Raw genomic sequence first — 24660 nt, 5'->3', positions numbered from 1 at the left:
CAAGAGGCGCTCAGCGATTGAATTGACGCAGGAAGCGCAAATCGCCTTCGAAAAACTGGCGCAGGTCGTTGACGCCGTGACGCAGCATGGTCAGGCGCTCGAGACCCGATCCGAAGGCGAAGCCGATGTAGCGCTCGGGGTCAAGCCCGAAGTTGCGCACCACCTGGGGATGCACCTGCCCCGACCCCGAGATTTCGAGCCAGCGGCCCTGGTTGGGGCCCGAGGTGAACATCATGTCGATCTCGGCCGAGGGTTCTGTGAAAGGGAAGAACGAAGGACGGAAGCGCACCGAAAGGTCATCGGTTTCAAAAAAGGCGCGCAGGAAGTCGGTATACACGCCCTTCAGGTCGGCAAAGGAAATGTCCTCGGCGATCCACAGCCCTTCGACCTGATGGAACATGGGCGAGTGGGTGGCGTCGCTGTCGACGCGGTAGGTGCGGCCGGGTGCGATGACCTTGATGGGCGGCTTGTTCATGCGGGCATAGCGTACCTGCATGGGGCTGGTGTGCGTGCGCAGCAGTAGCGGCAGCCCGCTTTCGTCGTTCATGTCGACGTAGAAGGTGTCCTGCATGGAGCGGGCAGGATGGTTCTCGGGATTGTTCAGCGCGGTGAAGTTGGTCCAGTCGTTTTCGATCTCGGGGCCTTCGACCGAATCGAAGCCGATCGACGAGAAGATGGCCTGCACCCGCTGCCAGGTCTGGATCACGGGATGAATGCCGCCGACGCCCCGTCCCCGGCCAGGCAGCGTCACGTCGATCGTTTCGGCGGCCAGGCGCTTGTCGAGCTCGGCCTGGGCAAGCTCGGCGCGGCGCTGGTTGAGCAGCCCCTCGATCTGCTGCTTGACCTGGTTGATGCGCCCGCCCTGCTCGCGCTTCTGCTCGGGATCGAGCTGGGCCAGGCCCTTGAGCAAAGCGGTAAGCGCCCCCTGCTTGCCCAGAAAGCGCGCCTTGGCGTTTTCGAGCGCAGCCGGGTCGGCTGCCTGGGCGAAGAGTTCTTTTGCCTGGGATATCAGGTCATCAACCGGTAAAGTCATGGATCATCGCTTCCAAAAGCAAACGGAGCCCCCGAAGAGCCCCGTTCGCAGCAACACAATATCGTGATCGAAGTAGCTTAGGCAGCCAGGGCGGCGCGCGCTTGGGCGACGACGGCGGCAAAACCCGCCTTGTCGTTTACCGCCATGTCGGCGAGCACTTTGCGATCGAGTTCGATAGAGGCTTTTTTGGTACCGGCGATGAACGCGCTGTAGGTAATGCCGAGTTCACGGCAGCCCGCATTGATGCGGGTGATCCACAGGGCGCGGAAGGTGCGCTTTTTGTTGCGGCGATCGCGGTAGGCGTACTGGCCGGCCCGCATGACCGCCTGCTTGGCGATGCGGAAGACATTGCCGCGGCGACCGCGGTAGCCTTTGGCGGCATTGATGACTTTTTTATGACGGGCGCGGGCTGTAACGCCGCGTTTTACGCGTGGCATGGTATGGGATCTCCGTTAGATATCAAGCAAAAGGCATCATGGCCTTGACCGAGGCGACGTCGGCCTTGTGCACGGCCGTCGAACCGCGCAGGTGGCGCTTGTTCTTGGTGGTCTTTTTAGTGAGGATATGGCGCTTGAACGCCTGTCCGCGCTTGATGGATCCGCTACCACGAACCACGAAGCGCTTTGCGGCGCCTCGCTTGGTTTTCATTTTAGGCATGACAAAAACTCTGTTGTGATTTATGGCCGCAGGTGGCTGCCGGCAAAAAGGCAGCGCTTGGCAAACCCGCCGAAAAACCTCGGCCCAAAGCACCCAAAAGTGCTTAAAGCAAAAGTCTTCGTGAGCCATTTATGGTTCTTTCCCCCGCTTGGGCTTAAGGGCCCAATAAAGGAAAGCCCTTGATTATACGACATTTCTTCATAACCTGCATAGGCCAGGCAGGTAAAAACGGTGTCAGCCTGCACGAGGTGTTTTTCTGGGCGCCCTGCTGAGGCTGTTGTTGCCATTGACCAGAACGGCGATCAGGCGCATGAATTCGGCGCGTTCGTGCTCGGGCAAAGGCTCCAGGAGAAGCTCCTGCGAGCGCAGCACGGCCGGCGTAGCCGCCTGGAGAAGCTCGCGCCCCTGCTCGGTGATGGTAAGGCAGAAAGCCCGCCGGTCCGTCGGCGAAGGCCTGCGCTGCAGCAAGCCCCTGCCCTCGAGACGGTTGACCACCCCCGTGGTGGTGGATGCATCTTGCCCGATGGCGCCCGCCAGGGTGCGCTGGTCTATGTCGGGGTTGGCCAGCACGGACTGCAAGGCTGCAAACTGCACCGGGGTAATGCCGAAGGGCTCGGTTTCCTGCAGGAAGATGGCGACCGATATCTGATGCAGACGCCGAGCGAAATTGCCGGGCAAGCGGTTGAATTCGATCGCGGCGGGGTCTGTTTTCATATATTTAAGGGTTAACCCTAGTTTCATTGAAAAATGCTGGTAAGCGATTTTTTTAGTTAGTATACTCATTATAAGTGCACTCACAAACAGGGTTTTCCCTGAGCCAGACAACAAGCTGCCGGCCCGTTGCCAAGTCCGGTGCTCTCTTCAGTGCATCAATCCTTGAACCCGCCTATTTCTTTCTGGCGGACGAATCGCCCCTGCATCGCAAGCTGGGCATCTACCAAACCCGCCCCTAAGGGCCGTCACCGAAATGTCGCAATCCACTCATATCGACGTCCAGGACTTCCTGGACAAGCAAAAGCTGTCGGGCTTGCAGATCCTGACTCTGTTCCTGTGCTTTTTCATCGTCGCCGTCGATGGCTTCGATACCGCCGCCATCGGCTTCATCGCGCCGGCCATCCGGGCCGAATGGGGTCTTGACGCCGCGCACCTGGCGCCCGTTTTCGGCGCCGGCCTGTTCGGCCTGATGGCCGGATCGCTTATCTTCGGGCCATTGGCCGACCGCTATGGGCGCAAGCGCATCCTGATGCTGAGCGTGTTCTTCTTTGGCCTGATGACGCTGCTTTCAGCCTGGTCCACCTCGGTCGAAATGCTGATCGCACTGCGCTTCCTTACCGGCCTGGGCCTGGGCGGAGCCATGCCCAACGCCATTACCATGAGCTCGGAATACTCGCCCCAGCGCCACCGATCGGTACTGGTCACCACCATGTTCTGCGGCTTTACCCTGGGTTCGGCAATGGGTGGAATCGCCGCCGCGCACATCGTCGAAAGTTTTGGCTGGCACTGGGTGCTGGTAATGGGCGGCGTGCTGCCCATCGTACTGGTACCGGTCCTGGCCCTGATCCAACCCGAATCGCCCCGCTACCTGGCGCTCAAAGGGGGTGCGGACGAACAAGTGCGCCGCCTGATGCAACGCATCGCTCCCAATGAGGATCTCGCCGGCGCCACCTTCACGGTACGTGAAAAGCGCGCGCCCGGCTTTCCCGTCAAGCACCTGTTCGCCCCCGAGTTGCGCTTTGGCACCCTCTCGCTGTGGGCCACCGTGTTCATGACCTTGCTGGTGATCTACCTGCTGTCGAGCTGGCTGCCCACCGTCATCAACAACACCGGCATGTCGCTCAAGAATGCATCCCTGGTAACGGCCATGTTCCAGGTGGGCGGCACCGCGGGCGCCATCATTCTCGGCCGGCTCATGGACCGTTACTCTCCTCAGCGCGTCCTGGGCATCACCTACCTGATCGGCGCCGCCTTTACCTTCATGATAGGCAGCACGACCGGCAGCACCGCCATGCTGGTGCTGGCCGTGTTCGGCGCCGGCTTCTGCGTATCGGGCGGCCAGGTCGGCACCAACGCATTGGCCGCGGCCTTCTATCCCACCGGCTCGCGAGCCACCGGCGTAAGCTGGTCGCTCGGAATCGGCCGCATCGGCTCGATACTTGGATCGTTGGCCGGCGGCTGGATGCTGGTGCTGGGCTGGAGCATTTCCACCATCTTCCTGGCCGTCAGCATTCCCTCGCTGATAGCCGCCTTGTGCATGGCCGCCATGGCCCGCAAGCGCAAGCAGGCGGCGCCTGGCCTGGAGCAGGCGATAGGCGTCTCGAGCTAGAGCCTGCCCAAAGGCCCTAAGCCTCGGGGCGGCCGCCCGCGCCCCAAGGCTGGCGATAGCGGGCAGCTTCGGCAAGATGCCCGCTATCGATGGCGTCGCTGCCCCCCATGTCGGCCAGGGTACGCGCCACGCGAAGCACGCGGTGCACGACCCGGGCCGACCAGCTCCAGCGCCCCATGGCCTCGCGCAACAGCGAACGCGCATCGTGCTTCAGGGCGCAATGGCGCTCCATGCCCTCTACACCCAGCTTGGCGTTCAGGCACGACTGCCTTTCCAGCTGCCTGCCGCGGCAACGCTCCACCCTTGCCCGAATGGGTTCCGACGCCTCGCCGGACGGGGCATCAAGCCAGTCGGCGCCCGCCGCCGGCAGGCTGATCTGCAGATCGACGCGGTCAAGCAAGGGCCCCGAAATGCGGCTGCGATATTTCTCGATGCGGTCGGGCGTGCAGGCGCATCGCATGCGCGCGTGGCCCAGCCAGCCGCAGGGGCAAGGATTCATCGCCGCAACCAGCTGGAACTGAGCCGGAAACTGCAGGGTGAGGCTGGCCCGGGCGATGGACACGCAGCCGGTTTCCAACGGTTCACGCAAGGCCTCGAGCACATGGCGCTGGAATTCGGGCAACTCGTCCAGGAAGAGAACCCCATGATGCGCCAGGCTGATTTCGCCCGGCTTGGGACGTACGCCGCCTCCTACCAGGGCAGGCATGGAGGCCGAATGATGAGGAGCCCGGAACGGGGCCATCGAGCTGAAACGGGGCTCTTTGCCTCCCACGCTGGCAAGCGCGGCGACCTCGAGCGATTGCTGGTCGCTAAGCGCCGGCAAGAGGCCAGGCAGCCGATGGGCAAGCATGCTCTTGCCGGCGCCCGGCGGGCCCGACATCAACAAGCTGTGTCCGCCGCAAGCCGCGATTTCGAGGGCGCGGCGGGCATCGGCCTGGCCCCGCACCTCGGACATGCAGGGCACCGGCGCGCAATGCGCCGCCCAAGGCGTGGCGGATGCCGGGCCCAGAGGCGCGCCGCCACGGAAATGCTCGACCACTTCGCGCAGGCAGCCCGCCGCCAGAACCCGCAAGCCGGGCACGTGCGCCGCCAGCCCCGCGCACGCGGCCGGCAGCACCAGCGCGGCCCCCGGCTGACTGTGGGCGACGGACAGCGCGATGGCCAGCGGCGCCGCCACGGGCACCACCGCGCCGGTAAGGGAAAGCTCGCCCGCGAACACGTAGCCGCCCAGTTCCGGAGGGTGATCCGCCTTGCCGCCCTGGGCCGCCGGCGCGGAGATCTGGCCCGAGGCCGCCAGTATGCCCAGCGCGATCGAAAGGTCGAAGCGCCCGGATTCCTTCGGCAGGTCGGCGGGCGCCAGGTTGACCGTAATGCGCCCCGCCGGGAAATCGTAGCCGCTGCTGAGTATGGCCGAGCGCACACGCTCGCGGCTTTCACGCACGCCCGTATCGGGCAGCCCCACCAGGCCGAAGGACGGCAAGCCCGGCCCGACGTGCACTTCGACCCGCACGGCAAAACCCTGCAGCCCGCACAAGGCCTGGCTGGCCAATACCGCTAAGGACATGAAGGCATACCCCGCTGCAATGAAGACAAACGGCAGTATGCGTCAGGAAAGCTTGCTGGCGGGCAGCCCGCGGATGAACACGTCCATCCGTATTACGACCCTGCCCAGCAAAGCCGCCACGACAAAGCCTATGACAATGCCCAGCAGTACGGCGATGTTGCGCAGGAAACCGCGCGCATACTTGTTGATGGCAATGATGGAGAACAGAACCAGGGCGGTGATGCCCAGGTTGACAGGGTCGCCCGCGTTGGGCCCCCGGCCCGCCACCCAGTTCACCCCCACCGGAATGAGATTGAGCCCCGTAACGGTAATGACCGTGCCCGTGACCACCGGCGGGAACAACTTGATCATGCGGCCCACCAGCGGGGCAAGCAGCAAGGTGATCAGGCCCGCCGCAATAATGGCGCCGAACATGCCCCGCAAGCCGATGCCGGGGTTCGAGACCATGACCATCATCGGCGGTACGGCGGCGAAGGTAACTCCCATCATCAGAGGCCGGCGTGCGCTTTCATCAAGAGGTCGAAAAAACCTTGAAAAGCCTGGACGGCGTGGTGGCCGACCTGCGCGACCTGACCTCCTTGCGCACTGGCAGGGTGCGCGTGGTTGCCTCCACCGTCATATCATCCGGCCTTCTGGCCAAGGCTTTCAAGGAATTCAAGGAATTGCATCCGAACGTGCAGTTCGCGCTTCATGATGTCGCCGAGGAAGCCATCATGCGCACGGTATTGGCCGGCAATGTGGATTTCGGCATCGGCACCGCGAACGAACTGGCTCTTGGCCTGGACGAAGAACATTTGTTCGACGACCGCTTTATTGCACTATTCCATCAAGGCCATCGCCTGGCGCGCCGGCGGCGCATCACGTGGGCTGAACTGCAGGGCCTGCCGTTTATCGCCCTGGCACCCAAGAGCCCCATACGCAAGCTCATTGACAATGCGGTACAGGACGCAGGCCTGAGGCTGAACATCGTCAATGAAGTATCGTTTGCCACCACCGTGCTCAGCCTGGTGGGGGCGGGCATCGGGGTCAGCGTACTGCCCATGAACAACCACCCTTCTTTGCCCGCATACCAGGTGCATGGAAGCCGGCTGGTCGAGCCGGTTATTACCCGCAAGATATCCATATTGAAGCCCAGCCACCGATCGCTGTCGCCTGCTGCGCAGGCATTCGCCCGCTTTCTGCATGAGCAGGTAAACCGCAAGGACTGGCCTGGACCGCCTTCGCTATGAGGCAGGAACAAGCAAGGCGCGACTGGCAACACCAGCCCTTACTCTTGCGGCGAGCCGCCCAGGCTGGCAGCGGTCTCGAGGGCCTGCACCTTGGCCTCGAGCACGGCAATGCGCGCCAGCGCCCGTTCCAGCAGTTCGGACTGGGTGTCGAACTCTTCGCGGGTGATCAGGTCAAGCCGCGAGAACGTCTGCGCCATCATCGCCTTGACGTTGCGCTCGATGTCGGCCGCGGGACTTTTGGCGATCAGCTCGGAAATGTTCTTTTGAAATTCTTCAAAAAAATCGCTGCGGTTGGCCATGACGGGCTCCAGAAAAGTGATCAAACTCGAAATTACCCATAGTTTAGTTAAATTCCACCCTCAGCCGCGGAAGATTCTTGCCGGGCGCCGTCGCTTCACGCCAGCGGGCAATACAGCCCTTCGTCCAGGGCGCGGCGCCTAGCGTGGGGGCGTTTTTACCGGGGGCGCCGAGCCTTGGGGCGGCCCGGCGGTAAAAAAGCCCCCACGCCGCGCAGGCTACTGCCTGCTTGCTGTCCACCTCGCGGCCTGCATGCCGCTCGGATTCGCCAGGCGCAGGACAGTCCGCAGGGACTGTCCTGCGTCCGGGCTCATCCCCCGAGGGGCGTTTTTACCGGGGGCGCCGAGCCTTGGGGCGGCCCGGCGGTAAAAAACAGGCGGGCCGCTGAACGCGGCCCGCCTGCATTTCAATGCGCCGGAAAGGCTTAGTTGGACGAACCGCCAACCTTGTCCTGGATCGCCGCGTCGGCCTTGGCGGCGCCGTCGGCGACAGCCTGGCGGGCACTTTCGGCGGCAGAGGCCACTGCGTCACCGGCGTTGTCCGCCGCCTCGGAAGCCGACTCCTTGGCGTCGTTCATGGAGCTGCTCGGAGCGGGAGTGGCGGGTGCGCCGGCATCCGGCTGCGTGCCAGGGGCGGGCGTCATGGGATCGGCGGGAGCTGTGGCGGGCGGCGCGCCGGCATCGGCAGGCGGCGCGTTGTCGTCTTCGTTGGAGCACGCAGCCAGCAAGCTGACGGAAGCGGCCATGGCCAGAACAGCAACGTAAGTACGGGTTTTCTTCATGGATTTCCTCACTTTGTCCAGAGTCGCGGTTTTACTTGACACTGAGCCCGGTGCGACTAACGGTTCAGTAGCGAGCTTGTAACAACTGGCTTGGTTACAAGTCTAGCCACCGATTCGGGAAATCACCTAAAGCTAGTGTAAACCGTGATTACAGCGGGGGCCCACGGCCGAACCCGGCAATTGCCCTTCGAGCCGCATGAAGACAGCACTTGCGGAGAGCCGATGCGTTCCGGCCGGCATACATCAGGACACAAAACCCCCGGCCCATCCACCTCTTGTTACAGGCCCCTGCCCCATAGACCATCGCTGCGCAACCATGCACCGGCATGAGCATAAACGCACCGGCGTGGTGCGCTTGCCGTGTTCCATCACACAGCGTCCGCGGTAAAGGCCCCCGGCAAGCCACGTGCCTCTTTACCCGAAAAAATTGGCATGGATGTTGCGTATGGCTAAAGGCACCCCTTTGGAAAAGGACCTACTCACATGAAACTCATTACCGCGATCATCAAGCCGTTCAAGCTGGACGAAGTGCGTGAAGCCCTGGGCGCCATCGGCATCCAGGGAATGACCGTAAGCGAAGTCAAGGGCTTCGGCCGGCAGAAAGGCCACACCGAGCTGTATCGAGGCGCGGAGTACACCGTCGACTTCCTGCCCAAGCTGCGCATCGACATGGCGGTTTCCGAAGCCATGCTGGAACAGGCTATTGAAACGCTGTGTTCGGCCGCCCACACCGGCAAGATCGGCGACGGCAAGATCTTTATTACCCCCCTCGAACAGGCCGTGCGGATCCGCACCGGCGAATACGACGACGCGGCGCTATAGGAGGCCAGGCCATGGATAAAGCTGATTTTGTTTGGGTGAGCGTATCGACCGCTCTGGTGCTTCTGATGGTGGTGCCCGGCCTAGCCCTGTTCTATGGCGGCCTGGTGCGCGCCAAGAACGTGCTGTCCGTGCTGGCGCAGGTGCTGAGCGTATTCTGCCTGGCGATCATCTTGTGGTTTGCATATGGCTATTCGCTGGCCTTCACCGAAGGCAATGCCTTCATCGGCGGTTTCTCGCGCGTGCTGTTCAGCGGCATGGCGCAGCTGGACACCATGAGCTTCGAGATGGCGGGCAGCATTCCCGAGATGGCCTTTGCTTCTTTCCAGGCCACCTTCGCGGGCATCACCTGCGCACTTATCGTGGGCGGATTCGCCGAACGCGCCCGGTTCGGCGCGGTCCTGCTGTTTACCGCGCTGTGGCTCACCTTTGCCTACCTGCCCATCGCCCATATGGTCTGGGCGCCCGGAGGCTGGCTGTTCGAGCGCGGGGCGCTGGACTTCGCCGGCGGCACGGTGGTTCACATCAATGCCGGCATCGCGGGCCTGGTCGGCGCCTACTATATCGGCAAGCGTCTCGGCTACCGCCAGGAAGCCATGCCGCCGCACAGCCTGCCGCTGACCATGGTGGGCGCCTCGCTGCTGTGGATGGGCTGGTTCGGCTTCAACGCCGGTTCGGCGCTGGGCGCGAATGAAACAGCCGCCCTGGCCTTCTTCAACACACTGCTGGCAACCGCCGCGGCGGTGCTGGCCTGGATTGCCGTGGAATGGATAGGCAAGGGCCGTCCTTCCCTGCTGGGTGGAGTGTCGGGCGCCGTAGCCGGCCTGGTGGGCATCACGCCCGCCGCGGGCCTGGTCGGCCCAGGCGGTGCGCTGATCATCGGCGCAGTCACCGGCGCGGCCTGCGTATGGGGCGTCAACGGCCTCAAGCGCCTGCTGCGCGCCGACGACGCCCTGGACGTGTTCGGCATACACGGCGTGGGGGGCATCGTGGGCGCAATGCTGACAGGCTTGTTCAACGCCCAGGCACTGGGCGGGCCGGGCCTGGCTTCCATGAGCGAGGTGCCCTATCAGCTATGGATACAGCTGGAAGGCATTCTGATCACCATCGTGTGGTGCGGGATTGTTTCGTGGCTGGCCTACATAGTTGCCGACAAGGTCTGCGGACTGCGGGTCAGCATGGATGCCGAACGCCAGGGGCTGGATGTTCACGAGCACGGGGAAACTGCTTACCAGCGCTGACCACTCGCCAGGCTTTGGCTCTCTCGTCAAGGCATGAGCGCCCCAAGATCTGGACTACTTGTCCGGCTCTTGGGGCGCGCTTCACCTCTACGCTTGTCCAGGCATGAGCCGCTGGGGGCGCTTAAAAACTCAATAGAAGCGCCACGCCAGGCCCCTGGCGCGACCCAGGCGAAAGATCAGCCCTCGAGCGATGCCAGGTCGATGCGTTCGGCGCGGTTCAGCGCCGAGGCCACCTTGACGCGCAAGGCGTTGGAGTGAGCCAGGCGGATTTCCTTCTTCACGTCGAGCAGCTGCTGCGGATGCATGGAGAACTCTTTCAGCCCCAGGCCCAGCAGCATGCGGGTCATGCTGGAGTCGCCGGCCATTTCGCCGCAGACCGCCACGGGCTTGCCGCCCCGCTCGGCGGCATTGATGGTGTGGGCGATAAGGCGCAGCACCGCCGGATGCATGGGGTCGTACAGGTCGGCCACGTCGCTGTCGCCCCGATCGATGGCCAGCGTGTACTGGATGAGGTCGTTGGTGCCTATCGAGAGAAAATCCAGGGCCTCGACAAAAGGCTCGATGGCGATGGCAATGGCCGGAATCTCGACCATGGCGCCCAGGGCAACGTTCTTGTCATGCGGTTCGTTGCGGGCGTCGAGCTCGCGCCCCGCCGCGATAATGGCCTGCTTGACCGCGCGCACCTCGTGCATGTGCGAGATCATGGGAATGAGTATGCGCACGGGCCCATGGGCGGCCGCCCTGAGCAGCGCGCGCAGCTGGGCGGCGAATATTTCCGGATTGGCCAGGCAATATCGTATGGCGCGCAAGCCCAGCGCCGGGTTGGTGGCCACGGCGATCTCGCCGTCCAGCGTCTTGTCGGCGCCGATATCGAGGGTGCGTATGGTAACGGGCCGGCCCTGCATGGTGCGTACCACCGAGGCATAGGCCTGGTACTGCTCTTCTTCGGTCGGCAGGCTGCTGCGCCCCATGAAGAGAAACTCGCTGCGGAACAGGCCTATGCCGTCGGCGCCCGCCCGCATGGCCTCTTCGGCCTCTTCGGGCAGCTCGATGTTGGCCTCGAGCTTCACCGCCACGCCATCGAGCGTCAGCGCCTCGGCGTCGCGCAGCAGCGTCAGTTCGGCGCGCGCGTCGGCATAGGCGCTTTGCCGGCGCATGTATTCGTGCAGCACGAAGTCGGGCGGGTTCACGATGACGGCGCCGGTCATGCCGTCGACGACCAGTACATCGCCATCGCGCACCAGCGCCCTGATGTTGCCGATGCCCACCACGGCGGGCACGTTCATGCTGCGGGCCACAATGGCCGTATGGGAAGTGGGACCGCCCAGGTCGGTCAGGAAGGCGCCGAAGCGGGCGCCGCGCAGGCGCAGCATGTCGGCGGGAGAAATGTCGCGCGCCACGACGATGAGGGGCTCGCCGTCGTGGCCCGCCTCGAGCTGCGGCAGCAACGCCGTGCTGCCCGACAGTACGCGCAGGACGCGTTCGATGACCTGGCGGATGTCGGCGGCGCGCTCGCGCAGATACTCGTCTTCCATCGCCGCAAACTGCTCGGCAAGGAGCTGGCCCTGCGTCGTCAGCGCCCACTCGGCGTTGTACTGCCTTTCAGCAATCAGATCGCAGGTCTGCTGGGCCAGCATGGGGTCGTCCAGCAACAGGCTGTGCACCGTAAGCAGCGCCGCCATCTCGCGCGGCGCATCGGCCGGCAAGTTGCGCACCATGTTCTGCAGATCGTCCCGCGCGGCCGCCAGCGCCTCGGTAAGGCGCCGGCATTCTCCGGGGACGTCGTCCGGCTGTATGCGGTAATGAACCACCTCGAGGGCGGCCGCGCCCATTACCGCCGCCCGCCCTATCGCATAACCCTTGACTACGCCCTGGCCGCGCATGCAGATCGTGGCGTTCAGGGCGGAGACGGCGGACTCGGCAGCGGTCATGGGCGATCCTAAAGGGTGGCGGCTATTCGTGCTCGCCGAATTTGTTGGCGAACAAGGCCTGTATTTCGGCCAGGGCGCGGTCCGCATCGGGCCCTTCGGCATCGACGGTGACCGTTACGCCGAGGCCGGCCGCCAGCATCATGACCCCCATGATGCTCTTGGCGTTGACCCGCTTGCCCTTGCGCGCGATGAATATCTCGCAATTGCTGAAGCCCGAGGCCAGTTGCGTGAGTTTCGCCGCCGCTCGCGCGTGCAGCCCCAATTTATTGCTGATGACGATATCGACTGCCGGCATGTCTGTTCTACTTGATTAGTGTCCGTATGAATGACTGGCGTGGAACGGAAGCGTTGCGCCCCGTTCAGGGAATACAGTCGGCCCGCACAATGCCTTTCAGTGCCCCTTGGCGGACTTTTTCGCTGAGTTCTTCAGGGTTGTCCTGATTGTCGGTAAGCGCCTTGAGCACCATGCAAAGATTGGTGCCGGTTACCAGCGCCACGCTCATGCCCTGGGCGGTAAGGCTGCGCACCGCCCGGCTGGCGATGTTGAAGGGAGTGGCTCCGTAGATGTCGCACAGGATCAGGGCGCCTTCGCCGCGATGGGGCGCCAGCAGGCTTTCGAGCCTTTGAGCGGAATCGTCGGGCGAATCGTCGGCATGCACGTCGAACACCAGAATGTCGGGTTCATGACCCAGGATATGGGCGGCGCAGTCGGCAAAAGCCTGGCCGAGCGGCGCATGCATGACAAGGGCCAGGCGTACCATCTCAGCCACCCGCCGCCCGCTCGAGCGCCACCGCAAACGCCTGTGCCACGTCGAAATCGGTTTGTTCGGTAATCTCGACGAAACAGGTCGGGCTGGTGACGTTGACTTCGGTCAGGTAGTCGCCAATGACGTCGAGGCCCACCAGCAGCAGGCCCCGCTCAGCCAGGCGCGGCCCGAGGGAAAGGGCGATTTCCTTGTCGCGGGCGGTAAGCGGCTGCGCCACGCCCCGGCCGCCGGCGGCCAGGTTGCCGCGGGTTTCGCCGGCAAGCGGAATACGCGCCAGCGCATAAGGCACGGGCTCGCCGCCTATGATGAGGATGCGCTTGTCGCCGGCCACGATCTCGGGGATATAGCGCTGCGCCATGATGGTGCGCTGGCCATTGTCGGTAAGCGTTTCGAGAATGGCGCCCAGATTGGGCTCGGCCTTCTGGAGCCTGAAGATGCCCATGCCGCCCATGCCGTCGAGCGGCTTCACGATGACGTCGTGGTGCTGGGCATGGAAGGCGCGCAGCCGGGACATGTCGCGGGTGACCAGCGTGGGCGAGGTGAACTCGGCAAACTCGGTGATGGCCAGCTTTTCGGGGTGGTTGCGTATGGCCGCACCCGTGTTGAATACCTTGGCGCCCTGCTTCTGAGCGAACTCGAGCAGGTGGGTGGAATAAAGGTACTCCATGTCGAACGGAGGGTCTTTGCGCATCAGCACGGCGTCGAAGCCGTTCATCGACACGTCGGCCCGGGCGCCCTCGCGCCACCAGCCGGGCTGGTGAAGATCGGCGCCGTCGACGAGCTGGATGGCCTGGCACTGCACCTTGACGACACCCGCGTCGATATACAGATCGCCCTGCAGCGCAACGCTGAGCGTATGGCCTCTTGCGGCCAGCGCACGCATCATTGCCACGGACGAGTCTTTATAGGCCTTCAGGGAAGGCAGCGGGTCGATAACGAATAATACGTGCATGGAAAGGCTCTGTGTGCCACCCGGCCGCGGCAAGGGCCGCCGGGTGGCGCTGTGGGATCAGGAGGCGGAGTCGTTCTGCTTGCCGCCCGCCTTCTTGCGGGGAGCCAGCACCATGACCATCTGGCGCCCTTCGAGCTTGGGCATGGCCTCGACCTGGATGAGTTCGCCCAGATCGTCGCGCACGCGTTCAAGCACCCGCATGCCGAGCTCTTGGTGAGCCATCTCGCGACCGCGGAAGCGCAGCGTTACCTTGGCCTTGTCGCCGTCTTCGATGAAGCGGCGCAGATTGCGCAGCTTGACCTGGTAATCGCCTTCGTCGGTGCCGGGCCGGAACTTGACCTCTTTGACCTGGATGACTTTTTGCTTGGCGCGCGCTTCAGCCTGGCGCTTTTGCTCTTGGTACTTGAACTTGCCATAGTCCATGAGCCGGCACACGGGCGGCGCGGCATTGGGGGCAATTTCGACCAGGTCGACTTCGTTTTCTTCTGAGAGACGGAGAGCCTCGGATGTCTTGACTATACCCAGCTGCTCGCCGTCGACGCCAATAAGTCGCACCTCGGGAATACGAATTTCACCATTGATGCGATGTGGTTTTTCGGTTGCGATATCTACGACTCCTAGAGTTGATGAAAAATGCGGCGTCAGGCCGCCCCGACGTCACGCCGGGTGTCGATGTCTTGTTGAAGACGCTGCGAAAACTGTGCCAACGGCATGCTGCCCAGGTCGCCTCCTCCGCGAACCCGCACCGCGACAGTGGCCGTGTCGCGTTCTTTTTCACCTACTACCAGAATGTAGGGAATTTTCTGCATGCTGTGTTCTCTGATTTTACGGGTGATCTTTTCACCGCGCAAATCGGCGCTGGCCCTAAACCCTTGTTTTTTCAGGCTTAGGGCGACTTCAGCGGCATAATCGGCAAAATGCTCGGAAATGCAGCACACCACCACCTGCTCGGGAGACAGCCAGGGAGGCAGCGCGCCGGCGTAGTTTTCGATCAATATGCCGATGAAGCGCTCGAACGAACCCAGGATGGCCCGATGCAGCATGACGGGCGTCTTGCGCTGGTCGCTGGCGTCGACATACTCGGCGCCCAGCCGCTGCGGCATGGAAAAATCAACCTGTATGGTGCCGCACTGCCAGTGCCGTCCGATGGCGTCTTTAAGGGTGTACTCGATCTTGGGACCATAGAAGGCGCCCTCGCCTTCGGATATCTCGAACTGGCAGCCCGTGCGGTTCAGGCTTTCGATAAGGGCCTGCTCGGCCTTGTCCCACACTTCGTCGGAACCGATGCGCTTTTCGGGGCGGGTGGCCACCTTGTACAGAATCTCGGTAAAGGCGAAATCGGCATAGACCTTTTGCAGCAAGGCGGTAAAGGCCGCGCATTCATCTTGCAGCTGGTCTTCGGTACAGAAGATGTGGCCGTCGTCTTGCGTGAAGCCGCGCACCCGCATCATGCCGTGCAGCGAACCCGAGGGCTCGTTGCGGTGGCATTGGCCGAACTCGCCATAGCGTATGGGCAGCTCGCGATACGAATGCAGGCCCGCATTGAAGATCTGCACATGGCCCGGGCAGTTCATGGGCTTGAGGCCGTAGACACGGTTCTCGGACTCGGTGGTGAACATGTTCTCGGCGTAGTTGTCCCAGTGGCCGGTTTTTTTCCACAGCGACAGATCAAGGATTTGCGGCGCCTTGACCTCTTGGTAGCCGTTGTCCAGGTACACCTTGCGCATGTATTGCTCGACCTGCTGCCACAGCGTCCAGCCCTTGGGATGCCAGAAGATCAGGCCCGGCGCTTCATCTTGGAAGTGAAACAGGTCGAGCTCGCGGCCCAGCTTGCGGTGATCGCGCTTCTCGGCCTCTTCGAGCATGGTGAGATAGGCGGCCTGTTCTTCTTTGGTGGCCCAGGCCGTGCCGTAGATGCGCTGCAGCATCTCGTTCTTGCTGTCGCCGCGCCAGTAGGCGCCGGCCACTTTCATCAGCTTGAACACCTTGAGCTTGCCGGTGGACGGCACGTGGGGGCCGCGGCACAGGTCGATGAAGTCACCTTCGCGGTACAGGCTGATGGCCTCGTTCGAGGGAATCGACGCGATGATCTCGGCCTTGTAGGCTTCGCCTATGCCCTTGAAGAACTCGACCGCATCGTCGCGCAGCCATTCTTCGCGGGTGACGACTTCATCTTTGCGGGCCAGCTCGGCCATTTTTTTCTCGATGGCCTCGAGGTCTTCGGGAGTAAACGGGCGCTTGTAGGAAAAATCGTAGTAAAAGCCGTTTTCGATGACGGGGCCGATGGTGACCTGGGCGTCGGGGAACAGCTCTTTGACGGCATAAGCCAGCAGGTGGGCGGTAGAGTGCCGGATAAGGTCGACGCCCTCGGGGTCTTTGGCGGTAACGATGGCCAATTGCGCGTCCTGCCCTATGACGTAGCTGGTATCGACCAGCTTGGGCTCGTGGCCGGGCAGCGTGACGCGGCCCGCAAGCGCGGCGCGTCCCAGCCCGGCTCCGATGGAGCTGGCTACGTCGTGGACGGACACCGGGCCGGGAAACTCGCGGCTGGAACCGTCGGGCAGGGTAATTTGAAGCATAAATCGTCCTAATACAAAAAACGCGGCCTATGCCGCGTTTTTATGGGAATGCACTGCTGGGGTCTGTTGGTGATCGATACGCGGCGACGACTAACAAGCCGTTGTCGTAGTTCGTTCGATTGGAATATGCATGGATTGCGGACCCCTGTTCATGATCTACACAGTGTAACACTTAACCTGCTTATTCTCCTGTGAAAAACGGTGAAGGCCGGGGCTTGCCGTCCTGGTATTCGCCGATCTGTTGTTTAAACCCCACCGGCAACCCAGGGTAACCCCCGCTTTCGCCGCCTCGCCGGAATTGCTATGCTGTGGCGGGCGTTTTTTGGAGGAACCCCCGCAGCCGCCGTCGACCAGGACAAGAATGCCAAACAATGAATGAAGCAGCGTTTCTCAAGTTTTCCCATGTCCGCAAAACCTATGATCAAAAGTCCCTGGTCGTCGATGATTTCAATCTGGACGTAAACAAAGGCGAGTTCATCACCCTTCTGGGCCCGTCGGGGTCGGGCAAGACCACCGTCCTGATGATGCTGGCGGGCTTCGAGCATGTCACCAGCGGCCACATCACTGTTGGCGGCCAGCCCATTACCCGCATCGCGCCCCACAAGCGCAACATCGGCATGGTGTTCCAGAACTACGCCCTTTTTCCGCACATGACGGTGGCCGAGAACCTGGCCTACCCGCTCAAGGTAAGGCGCACTCCGGCGGCCCAGATAAAACAGCGGGTGGCCGAGTATCTCAGGCTTATCGAGCTCGAGCCCTTCGGCGACCGGCATCCCGGCCAGCTGTCGGGCGGGCAGCGCCAGCGCGTGGCCCTGGCGCGCGCCCTTATTTTCGAGCCCACGCTGGTTCTCATGGACGAGCCCCTCGGGGCGCTCGACAAAAAGCTGCGCGAACAGATGCAGTTCGAAATCACCCGCCTGCACCGCAAGCTGGGCTTCACCGTCATCTACGTCACGCACGACCAGTCCGAGGCGCTGACCATGTCCAGCCGCATCGCCGTGTTCAACGCCGGCAAGGTCCAGCAATACGCCAGCCCCGACGCGCTGTACGAACAGCCCGCCAACGCCTTCGTGGCCAGCTTCATCGGCGAGAACAACCTTATTTCGGCCGGACGCCCCGACGCCGATGGCCCCGGTACTATCCGCACTACCTTGCCCGACGGCACCGTGCTGCGTGCGCGCAATGGCGATTGCCAGGCTTCCACCCGGCGCTGCGTGCTTTCCATCCGTCCTGAAAAACTGGCCATTTCGCAGCCGGGCCAGACCTTCGACAACCAGGTAACGGTGGGCTTCCTCACCCGCCATTATGTCGGCGACTTCATTCGCTATTACTTTCAATTGCCCGGGGGCGGGCGCGCCGTCGTCAAGCTGCTGAACGACACCCGCGCGCCACTCCTGCGCGACGGCCAGCCCGCCACGCTGGGCTGGGCCACCTGCGACAGCTTCGCCTTCCAATCCGACGCACCGATCCAAGGAGAAACAACATGAAGAACAAAACAGCCCTGTCACTGGTCGCGGGCGCATTGCTCGCGCTGGGCCTCTCGGGCACCGCTGCAGCGCAAGAGGCCCTGACCGTGGTGTCCTTCGGGGGAGCCTATGGCGCCACACAGAAAAAACACCAGATCGACCCCTATGTGGCCGAGACCGGCAAGCGCGTCATCTTCGAAACCTATAGCGGCGGCATCGCCGAAATGAAGGCCCAGGTGCAGTCGGGCAACATCCAGTGGGACGTGGTCGACATGGAAACCATCGACCTGGAGCGCGCCTGCTCCGAAGGCCTGCTCGAAATCATTCCCCGCGACATCCTTCTGCCCGGCGACGACGGCACGCCGGCCGAGCAAGATTTCATACCCGAAGGGCTGGCAAGCGAGTGCGCCGTGGCCGAGATCGTCTACAGCACCATCTATGCCTACAACGAAAAAACCATAGGCCCCAACCGCCCGGCCACGGTCGAGGACTTCTTCGACGTAAAGAAATTCCCGGGCAAGCGCGGTCTGCGCAAGAGGCCGCAATTCGTCATGGAGTGGGCGTTGATGGCCGACGGCGTGCCCGACAAGGACATCTACAAGGTGCTTGCCACCCCCGAAGGCCAGGCCCGCGCCTTCGCCAAGCTGGACACCATCAAGAACGACGTGATCTGGTATGACAGCTGGTCGCAGGCGCCGCAAATGCTGAACGACGGCGGCGTCAGCATGATTCAGGTGGCCAACGGCCGCATCTTCGACGCCATCCGCAACGAAAACAAGCCCTTTACCATCGTGTGGGACGGCAATATGTACGACCTGGGCGCCTGGACCATACTCAAGGGCACGCCCAAGCTGAAGCAGGCGCTGGAATTCGTCGCCTTCACCACCAGCACCAAGGCCCTGGCCGGTTTCGAAGACGTGGCCTACGGCCCGCCGCGCAAGTCATCGCTTGCCCTGGTCGACAAAGACGTGCTTACCCACCTGCCCAGCGCCCACATGGATGAAGGCGTTCAGGTAGACAGTGTGTTCTGGGCCGACTACGGTGAAAGCCTCAGCGAAAAGTTCAATGAGTGGCTGCTGAAGTAGAACCGCAGTGGAAGCCTTGCCAATGCTGACACCTGACGAGGCTCGCGCCGAGCGGCGCGAGCTGCGCCGCCGCCGGCGCACCGCCCTGCTGCTGGTGGCGCCGTTGCTGGCCTTCGTGCTGTTCGCTTTTTTTGCTCCCATTGCCAACATGCTGTACCGCAGCGTCTACAACCCGACGCTGGCCGAGCTCATCCCTCAAACGCTTGCGCACCTCAAGCAATGGGACGAGGCCCCCTTGCCTTCGGCTGAAACCTTTGCCTCGATGGCGATCGAGCTGAAAAAGCTCTCGGCCGAGCGCAAGGCGGGGGTGCTGGCCGCAGCGGTGAACCAGGCCTACCCTGGCGCTTCCAGCCTGATCAATTCAACAGCCCGCCGCATGCGCGGCCTGGACGACGGCATTGCCCCGGCCGAGGCGGCCCAGGCCTTGCGCGACGCCGACAATCGCTGGAGCGAGCCCGACCTCTGGCACGCCGTCAAGCGCAGCGGCCAGGTACATACGATTACCCACTACCTTACCGCCCTTGATCTCGAGCGCAACCAGCAGGGCGAGATCGTGCAGCGCGAATCGGCGCGAATCTATGTGCAGCTATACAGCCGGACCCTGGGCATGGCGCTGGCCATCACGCTGATGTGCATCGCCCTGGGCTACCCCCTGGCCTATTATCTGTGCCGCGCGCCCAAGCGCCTGGCCGGCGTGCTGATGATATTCGTGCTGCTGCCCTTCTGGACCTCTTTGCTGGCCCGCACCACCGCCTGGATCGCCCTGCTCCAGCCCCACGGCATCATCAATTCGGTGCTGCTGTCGCTGGGTGTCATACGGCAGCCGCTCGAGCTGCTTTACACCGGCCTGGCAACGGTCATCGTCATGACCCACATCCTCCTGCCCTTCATGATCTTGCCGCTGTACAGCGTGATGCGCGGCATCGACCCCGGCTATGTGCGCGCCGCGCAGTCGCTGGGCAGCACGCCCTGGTCGGCGTTCTGGAGGGTGTTCCTGCCCCTCAGCATGCCCGGGCTCAGCGCGGGGGCGCTGCTGGTATTCATCATCTCGATCGGCTACTACATTATTCCTGCGCTGGTGGGCGGTACCGACGGCCAGATGATCTCCAACATCATCGCCTTCCATATGCAGCGCTCCAACAACTGGGGGCTGGCCGCGGCATTGGGCACATTGCTGCTGGCCGTGATCGTGATCCTGTACTGGGTATACGACCGCCTGGTGGGCGCTCGCAACCTGCGGCTGGCCTAGGGCCTGTTAACGCTAAAAGGACAGTCGCATGAACACGCCGACAGCCGAACATCGCAATACCGGGCACAAGCGGCGCCCAGCGCCCGCGAGCCCCGTCGAAGGAAGCGCCCGGCTGGGGCATTGGGCGCTTCGCATCGCAGCCTGGGGGGCGCTGGCCTTCCTCATGCTTCCCATTCTTGTCGTCATCCCCCTGTCGTTCAACGCCGAGCCTTTCTTCAGCTTCACTTCCGGCATGCTGCGCTTCAGCCCCGACGCCTATTCGGTCAAGTGGTACGATGCCGTCTTTGCCAGCAACAGCTGGATGATGGCCATACGCAACAGCCTTATCATCGGCCTGTGCTCAACCGCCATCGCCACCGTGCTTGGAACCATAGCCGCAATCGGGCTGGCCAGCTCCGACATGCCCTGGCGCCGGCCCATCACCGCGGTATTGCTTGCGCCCATGATCGTTCCTCTTGTCATCGTCGCCGCGGGCATGTTCTTCTTTTATACCCGCTTCAACCTGGTGGCCACCTTCAGCGGCATCATCATCGCCCACGCCGCCCTGGGCGTGCCCTTCGTCGTGCTGACCGTCACGGCGACGCTGGCGGGCTTCGACCGCTCGCTCTACCATGCGGGGCTCAACCTGGGGGCTTCTCCTGTACGCGCTTTCATCGACGTCGTGGTCCCGGTCATCCGGCCCGGCGTCATCTCGGGCGCCCTGCTGGCCTTCGTTACCTCGTTCGACGAAGTGGTGCTGGTGCTGTTTCTTGCCGGCCCCGAGCAGAACACCATTCCGCGCCGCATGTTCTCGGGCCTGCGCGAGCAGATCAACCCCAGCATCCTGGCGGTGGCGACTTTGCTCATCCTGATGTCGATCTGCCTGCTGTTCGCGCTGGAGTTCCTGCGCCGCAGGTCAGAGCGGATCAGGGCGGGGCGCTAATAATTAAGGACGGCCATGAAACTCATACAATTGCGCAACCTGCTGGCCATCTCCGAACAAGGCAGCGTGCGGGCCGCGGCGCGCCAGCTGGGCATTGCTCAGTCGGCGCTTACGCGCAGCATACAAGAGCTCGAGCGCGAACTCGACGTCGCCCTGTTCGAGCGCCAGGCCAAGGGAGTGCGCCTGACCGAAACCGGCAAGCACTTCATAGTCCGGGCGCAGGCCATCCACAACGAGGTCCGACGCGCCCAGGAAGAAATCGAGCAACTGCGCGGCATCGCCAAAGGCGTGCTTCACCTGGGCCTGTCCACCGTTTCGCAGATCGCGCTCTTTCCCTATGCGGCCAAGGCCTTTCGCGCCCGCTATCCCGACGTCGTGCTGCATGTGCGCGACGGCTTGTATCCCACCATGGAACCCTACCTGAAGAACGGCACGCTCGACGTGTACGTGGGCCCCGTCCTGAACCATCGGCCGGCGCCCGACATCACCGTAGAGAAACTGCTGGACAATCCCCGGGGAATCATTTGCCGCAAGGGCCACCCCTTGGCCAAGGCCAGGTCGCTGAGCGACCTCGTCGATGCAGGGTGGGTTACCACTTCCGTAACGTTCAGGGCCGAAGAAGAGCTGGGCCCCTTGTTTGCGCAACACGGCCTGCCCAAGCCGAGGCTGATATTCCGCGCCCACTCGGCCCTGTCCTTCGTCACTGCCATGGTGTCGTCGGACGCCTTGGCGATGCTGCCCGTGCAGTTTGCCGAACTGACCATGGCCGGCGCCGAGCTCGAGGTCATCCGCATTGCCGAACCCCTGCCCGAGCCTCCGCTTTGCCTGGTGCGCCGCAACGACATCCTTCCGACGCCGGCGGCGGAATACTTCTGCGACATGATACGGCGGGCCAGCGGCCATATCGAACAAGAAAGAAAGGCCTCGAAAAAAGCCCTTTGACTCGAGGCGGGCGACGCCCCAGGCGCCGCCCGCCATGCCCGCGGCTTATGCTTGCGGCGGCCGCACGCAGCAGCGAAGCGCAAAGGCAAGTTGCTCGAGCTGAAAAGCCGCGCCCAGCCGGTGAAAATCGATGCAATGCCCCGCGTTGTAGAAATTGGCGGCATCCACCCGGGGCGAATGGGTGAAGGCGGCAGCGAATCCCGCAATCTGGTCTTCGCCCGTGATCCACAGGCGATCGAACTCTCCCTGACGGTAATGGACAGGCACCTGGACCCGCGCGGCAAGGTCTTTCACCGACGAATGCCAGGTCGTGACGATGTCGATGAGTTCAGCGCGGGGCACCGGCGCGTCGGAGGCATGGCTTCTTTCAGGCGCATCCGCTTCGAACGTCCAGGAAGGGCCGAACATGACCTGTTCCTTGAGTGCACCGGGCAGATCGATCATGGGTATGTCGGGCAAGGCGGCCCACTGCTCCCCGCTCTCGGGGGGCGTGACCATGCCGACGCCCGAGACCGCTATGCCCAGCAAGGGCCATGACGGCCGCCGGGCGGCGATCGAGACGGTGATGGCGCCGCCGATGGAATGTCCGATCAGCACCACGCCTCTGGCCGCGCCGCCCGCGTGGCGCCATACGTGGCCGATCGCGTCGTCCAGCCATTCGGCGTTATGGGCTACCGTGGCGTCGGCGGGCGCCAACGGCGTCGTCTCGCCATAGCCTGGACGATCCAGCGCGATGATGGGCAGTCCCAAGGCCGCGGCACGTTCGAGCAGCGAAAAGCCCGGCAGGCCGAAATACGCGGACGAATAGGTGCCGCCATGCAACGCGATGATCAGGGGATAATCCTTGCCCGGCGGCGATGCCGGCTCGCGTTGCCGCCCGGATAGAACGCCTCCTTCGAAAGCGGTGTTGAAACGGGCGCTGCGCGGCTCGGCTGCGCGCTGGTGTTTTTCTTCTTGATTCGACATCCAGTCCTCCTTTTGAAAAGTCATACTCACGGGCGCGGAGCCATGTCGCGGCAGCGCCGGGATAGGCGGCTCACACGGCCTCGTCCAGGTCGTGCGCGCCCAGCAGCATTTCGTTCAAGCCTTTTCCGGCCTCGATCATCGGCCAGACGCTTTCCGCCTCATCCGTGATGAAGTTCATGAAAACCAGCCTGTCTTTCATCTGAAAAGCTTCGCGCAGCGAAGCCGCCACGTCGCCGGGGTTCTCGATGGTCATGCCGACGTGGCCGAACGACTCGGCCAGCCGGTCGAAATCAGGCAAGGCGTCCATGTACGACTCGGAATGGCGCGAACTGTTGTAGACGTCCTGCAGCTGCCGCACCATGCCGAGCGAACGGTTGTTGAGCATGATGATCTTGGGCGTAAGGCGGTACTGCCTGCAGGTCGCAAGCTCCTGGATGCACATCTGGATCGAGGCCTCGCCGGTCACGCAGGCGACGGTCGAACCCGGATGCGCAAGCTGCACTCCCATGGCGTACGGAAGCCCGACCCCCATGGTGCCCAGCCCGCCCGAGTTGATCCAGCGCCGCGGAGCGTTGAACTTGTAGTACTGTGCGGCCCACATCTGATGTTGGCCCACGTCGGACGTGATGAAGGCGTTTCCTCCGGTGACCGCGCAGAGCTGCTCGATCACGAACTGCGGCTTGATGGCCTTGTCCGCGGCCGGGTATTTCAGGCAGCCCTTCGCGCGCCAAGCATCGATCTCCTTCCACCAGTCGAGCACCGGCGCGGGCGTCGACGCCTGCTCATCCAGCTGCGCCAGCATCTGCGTCAGAACGGCCTTGACGTCTCCGACGATGGGGACGTCTACCTTGACGCGCTTGGAGATGGATGTGGGATCGATGTCGATATGGATGATCTTGTGCGCTTGGCGCGCAAAATGTGCCGTATTGCCGATGACCCTGTCGTCGAATCGCGCGCCGATGGCCAGCAGCACATCGCAATGATGCATGGCCATATTGGCTTCGTATGTGCCATGCAATCCGAGCATGCCCAGGAAGTTGCCGCTCGTTCCCTTGTAGCCGCCCAAGCCCATCAGCGTATTGGTGCAGGGATGGCCCAGCCGGTCGACCAGCCGGTTGAGTTCGGGCGCGGCGTCGGCCAGAACCACGCCGCCGCCCGTGTAGATCAATGGCCGCTTCGCCTTCAGCAGCATCTTCAGCGCGCGCTGGATCTGGCCCGGGTGCCCTTCCGTGTTGGGCTTGTACGATCTGACGCTGACGGGCTTGCTGTAGTCGAACCGGCATTTGCTCGTGGTGATGTCCTTGGGGATATCGACAAGCACCGGTCCCGGGCGTCCGGTGCGGGCGATGTGGAACGCTTTCTTGATGGTCGCCGCCAATTGCCGGACGTCCCGGACCACGAAGCTGTGCTTCACGCAGGGCCGCGTGATGCCCACGGCATCGCACTCCTGGAACGCGTCTTGTCCGATGACGCTCAATGGAACCTGGCCCGAGAGAACGACCAGGGGGATGGAGTCCATATACGCCGTGGCGATGCCGGTCACCGCATTGGTGACGCCCGGCCCCGAAGTGACGAGCGCCACCCCCACGCGGTTCGAACTGCGCGAATAGGCGTCGGCGGCATGGACGGCCGCCTGCTCGTGCCGCACCAGCACGTGCGTCACGATATCTTGCTGAAACAGCGCATCGTAGATGTTCAGCACTGCGCCGCCCGGATAGCCGAAAACGTGTTCGACGCCCTCTTCGATCAGGCATCGCACGACGATTTCGGCGCCGGTCGGCACGTCGTCGCACGTGCCATCCGAAACGCTGGCAGCAGGGTTTTCGTGAACGATCGAATCTTCCAGAGTTTCCATTT

At 63.1% G+C, this 24660-nt stretch carries 25 protein-coding genes; 9 read left to right on the top strand and 16 right to left on the bottom strand.

What is annotated here, in order from left to right; all coding sequences use genetic code 11:
- Window positions 1-10 precede the first annotated feature (10 nt).
- From pheS to C7440_RS18265, 4 genes are all read right to left on the bottom strand, one after another.
- Window positions 11-1033, bottom strand: coding sequence for a phenylalanine--tRNA ligase subunit alpha (gene pheS / locus C7440_RS18280; RefSeq protein WP_017522557.1), 1023 nt, complete (start codon window positions 1031-1033; stop codon window positions 11-13).
- A gap of 77 nt (window positions 1034-1110) precedes the next feature.
- The gene (gene rplT / locus C7440_RS18275) at window positions 1111-1470 is read right to left on the bottom strand and encodes a 50S ribosomal protein L20 (RefSeq protein ID WP_017522558.1); all 360 of its coding nucleotides are present in this window, start codon (window positions 1468-1470) and stop codon (window positions 1111-1113) included.
- A gap of 22 nt (window positions 1471-1492) precedes the next feature.
- Window positions 1493-1690 carry a 50S ribosomal protein L35 gene (gene rpmI / locus C7440_RS18270; RefSeq protein ID WP_026067558.1) on the bottom strand — a complete coding sequence of 66 codons (198 nt, stop codon included), beginning with the start codon at window positions 1688-1690 and terminating at the stop codon, window positions 1493-1495.
- 234 nt (window positions 1691-1924) lie between these two features.
- Complete coding sequence (locus C7440_RS18265; RefSeq protein ID WP_116519461.1) at window positions 1925-2404, bottom strand: MarR family winged helix-turn-helix transcriptional regulator; 480 nt, start codon at window positions 2402-2404, stop codon at window positions 1925-1927.
- Window positions 2405-2657: 253 nt separating this feature from the next.
- Between C7440_RS18265 and C7440_RS18260 the strand changes: the two genes are divergently transcribed.
- Complete coding sequence (locus C7440_RS18260; protein WP_017522561.1) at window positions 2658-4013, top strand: MFS transporter; 1356 nt, start codon at window positions 2658-2660, stop codon at window positions 4011-4013.
- 16 nt (window positions 4014-4029) lie between these two features.
- On the opposite strand, the gene C7440_RS18255 is transcribed toward C7440_RS18260, so the two are convergent.
- Both C7440_RS18255 and C7440_RS18250 read right to left on the bottom strand, forming a co-directional pair.
- On the bottom strand, window positions 4030-5577 hold the full coding sequence (locus C7440_RS18255; protein ID WP_026067559.1) for a YifB family Mg chelatase-like AAA ATPase: 1548 nt from the start codon (window positions 5575-5577) through the stop codon (window positions 4030-4032).
- Window positions 5578-5619: 42 nt separating this feature from the next.
- Window positions 5620-6066, bottom strand: coding sequence for a solute carrier family 23 protein (locus C7440_RS18250; RefSeq protein WP_116519460.1), 447 nt, complete (start codon window positions 6064-6066; stop codon window positions 5620-5622).
- An 11-nt stretch (window positions 6067-6077) separates the two neighbouring features.
- Here C7440_RS18250 and C7440_RS18245 point away from each other — a divergent pair, with 11 nt between their 5' ends.
- Window positions 6078-6806, top strand: a complete 729-nt coding sequence (locus tag C7440_RS18245) for a LysR substrate-binding domain-containing protein (protein ID WP_017522564.1) — start codon at window positions 6078-6080, stop codon at window positions 6804-6806.
- A 38-nt stretch (window positions 6807-6844) separates the two neighbouring features.
- On the opposite strand, the gene C7440_RS18240 is transcribed toward C7440_RS18245, so the two are convergent.
- Both C7440_RS18240 and C7440_RS18235 read right to left on the bottom strand, forming a co-directional pair.
- Window positions 6845-7105: an accessory factor UbiK family protein gene (locus C7440_RS18240; RefSeq protein ID WP_017522565.1), complete on the bottom strand. Its 261-nt coding sequence runs from the start codon at window positions 7103-7105 to the stop codon at window positions 6845-6847.
- 422 nt (window positions 7106-7527) lie between these two features.
- Window positions 7528-7884 (bottom strand): hypothetical protein, encoded by a 357-nt coding sequence (locus tag C7440_RS18235; RefSeq protein ID WP_017522566.1) that lies wholly within the window; start codon window positions 7882-7884, stop codon window positions 7528-7530.
- Between the two features lie 483 nt (window positions 7885-8367).
- Between C7440_RS18235 and C7440_RS18230 the strand changes: the two genes are divergently transcribed.
- Window positions 8368-8706, top strand: a complete 339-nt coding sequence (locus C7440_RS18230) for a P-II family nitrogen regulator (protein WP_017522567.1) — start codon at window positions 8368-8370, stop codon at window positions 8704-8706.
- An 11-nt stretch (window positions 8707-8717) separates the two neighbouring features.
- Window positions 8718-9944 carry an ammonium transporter gene (locus tag C7440_RS18225; RefSeq protein WP_017522568.1) on the top strand — a complete coding sequence of 409 codons (1227 nt, stop codon included), beginning with the start codon at window positions 8718-8720 and terminating at the stop codon, window positions 9942-9944.
- A gap of 176 nt (window positions 9945-10120) precedes the next feature.
- On the opposite strand, the gene ptsP is transcribed toward C7440_RS18225, so the two are convergent.
- The 6 genes from ptsP to thrS form a co-directional block, all read right to left on the bottom strand.
- Window positions 10121-11875: a phosphoenolpyruvate--protein phosphotransferase gene (ptsP, locus tag C7440_RS18220; protein ID WP_017522569.1), complete on the bottom strand. Its 1755-nt coding sequence runs from the start codon at window positions 11873-11875 to the stop codon at window positions 10121-10123.
- Between the two features lie 22 nt (window positions 11876-11897).
- Entirely contained in the window at window positions 11898-12170 is a 273-nt protein-coding gene (locus C7440_RS18215) for an HPr family phosphocarrier protein (protein ID WP_017522570.1), read from the bottom strand.
- Window positions 12171-12234: 64 nt separating this feature from the next.
- Window positions 12235-12636: a PTS sugar transporter subunit IIA gene (locus C7440_RS18210; protein WP_116519459.1), complete on the bottom strand. Its 402-nt coding sequence runs from the start codon at window positions 12634-12636 to the stop codon at window positions 12235-12237.
- A 1-nt stretch (window position 12637) separates the two neighbouring features.
- A complete protein-coding gene (gene gshB / locus C7440_RS18205; protein WP_116519458.1) occupies window positions 12638-13594 on the bottom strand; it encodes a glutathione synthase in 957 nt (318 codons plus the stop codon).
- A gap of 57 nt (window positions 13595-13651) precedes the next feature.
- Complete coding sequence (gene infC, locus C7440_RS18200; RefSeq protein WP_218940713.1) at window positions 13652-14239, bottom strand: translation initiation factor IF-3; 588 nt, start codon at window positions 14237-14239, stop codon at window positions 13652-13654.
- Window positions 14236-16173, bottom strand: a complete 1938-nt coding sequence (gene thrS / locus C7440_RS18195; protein WP_116519457.1) for a threonine--tRNA ligase — start codon at window positions 16171-16173, stop codon at window positions 14236-14238. The genes infC and thrS overlap by 4 nt, the downstream gene beginning before the upstream one ends.
- A 371-nt stretch (window positions 16174-16544) precedes the next feature.
- On the opposite strand from thrS, the gene C7440_RS18190 reads away from it, so the two are divergent.
- From C7440_RS18190 to C7440_RS18170, 5 genes are read left to right on the top strand one after another with little or no spacing between them, the layout of a single operon-like run.
- A complete protein-coding gene (locus tag C7440_RS18190) occupies window positions 16545-17660 on the top strand; it encodes an ABC transporter ATP-binding protein (protein WP_116519456.1) in 1116 nt (371 codons plus the stop codon).
- Window positions 17657-18724 (top strand): ABC transporter substrate-binding protein, encoded by a 1068-nt coding sequence (locus C7440_RS18185; protein WP_116519455.1) that lies wholly within the window; start codon window positions 17657-17659, stop codon window positions 18722-18724. Before C7440_RS18190 ends, C7440_RS18185 begins: the two co-directional genes overlap by 4 nt.
- A gap of 22 nt (window positions 18725-18746) precedes the next feature.
- Entirely contained in the window at window positions 18747-19973 is a 1227-nt protein-coding gene (locus C7440_RS18180) for an ABC transporter permease (protein WP_116519454.1), read from the top strand.
- Between the two features lie 28 nt (window positions 19974-20001).
- Window positions 20002-20895: an ABC transporter permease gene (locus tag C7440_RS18175; RefSeq protein ID WP_207775432.1), complete on the top strand. Its 894-nt coding sequence runs from the start codon at window positions 20002-20004 to the stop codon at window positions 20893-20895.
- A 15-nt stretch (window positions 20896-20910) separates the two neighbouring features.
- Window positions 20911-21837 (top strand): LysR substrate-binding domain-containing protein, encoded by a 927-nt coding sequence (locus C7440_RS18170; protein WP_017522579.1) that lies wholly within the window; start codon window positions 20911-20913, stop codon window positions 21835-21837.
- Between the two features lie 45 nt (window positions 21838-21882).
- On the opposite strand, the gene C7440_RS18165 is transcribed toward C7440_RS18170, so the two are convergent.
- Window positions 21883-22803, bottom strand: a complete 921-nt coding sequence (locus C7440_RS18165) for an alpha/beta hydrolase (protein ID WP_116519453.1) — start codon at window positions 22801-22803, stop codon at window positions 21883-21885.
- Window positions 22804-22873: 70 nt separating this feature from the next.
- Window positions 22874-24658, bottom strand: coding sequence for a biosynthetic-type acetolactate synthase large subunit (ilvB, locus tag C7440_RS18160; RefSeq protein WP_017522581.1), 1785 nt, complete (start codon window positions 24656-24658; stop codon window positions 22874-22876).
- Window positions 24659-24660 lie beyond the last annotated feature (2 nt).

Source organism: Pusillimonas noertemannii (assembly GCF_003096595.1).
GTDB classification, from domain to species: domain Bacteria; phylum Pseudomonadota; class Gammaproteobacteria; order Burkholderiales; family Burkholderiaceae_B; genus Pusillimonas; species Pusillimonas noertemannii.
This window is presented reverse-complemented; position numbering and strand designations above follow the sequence as displayed.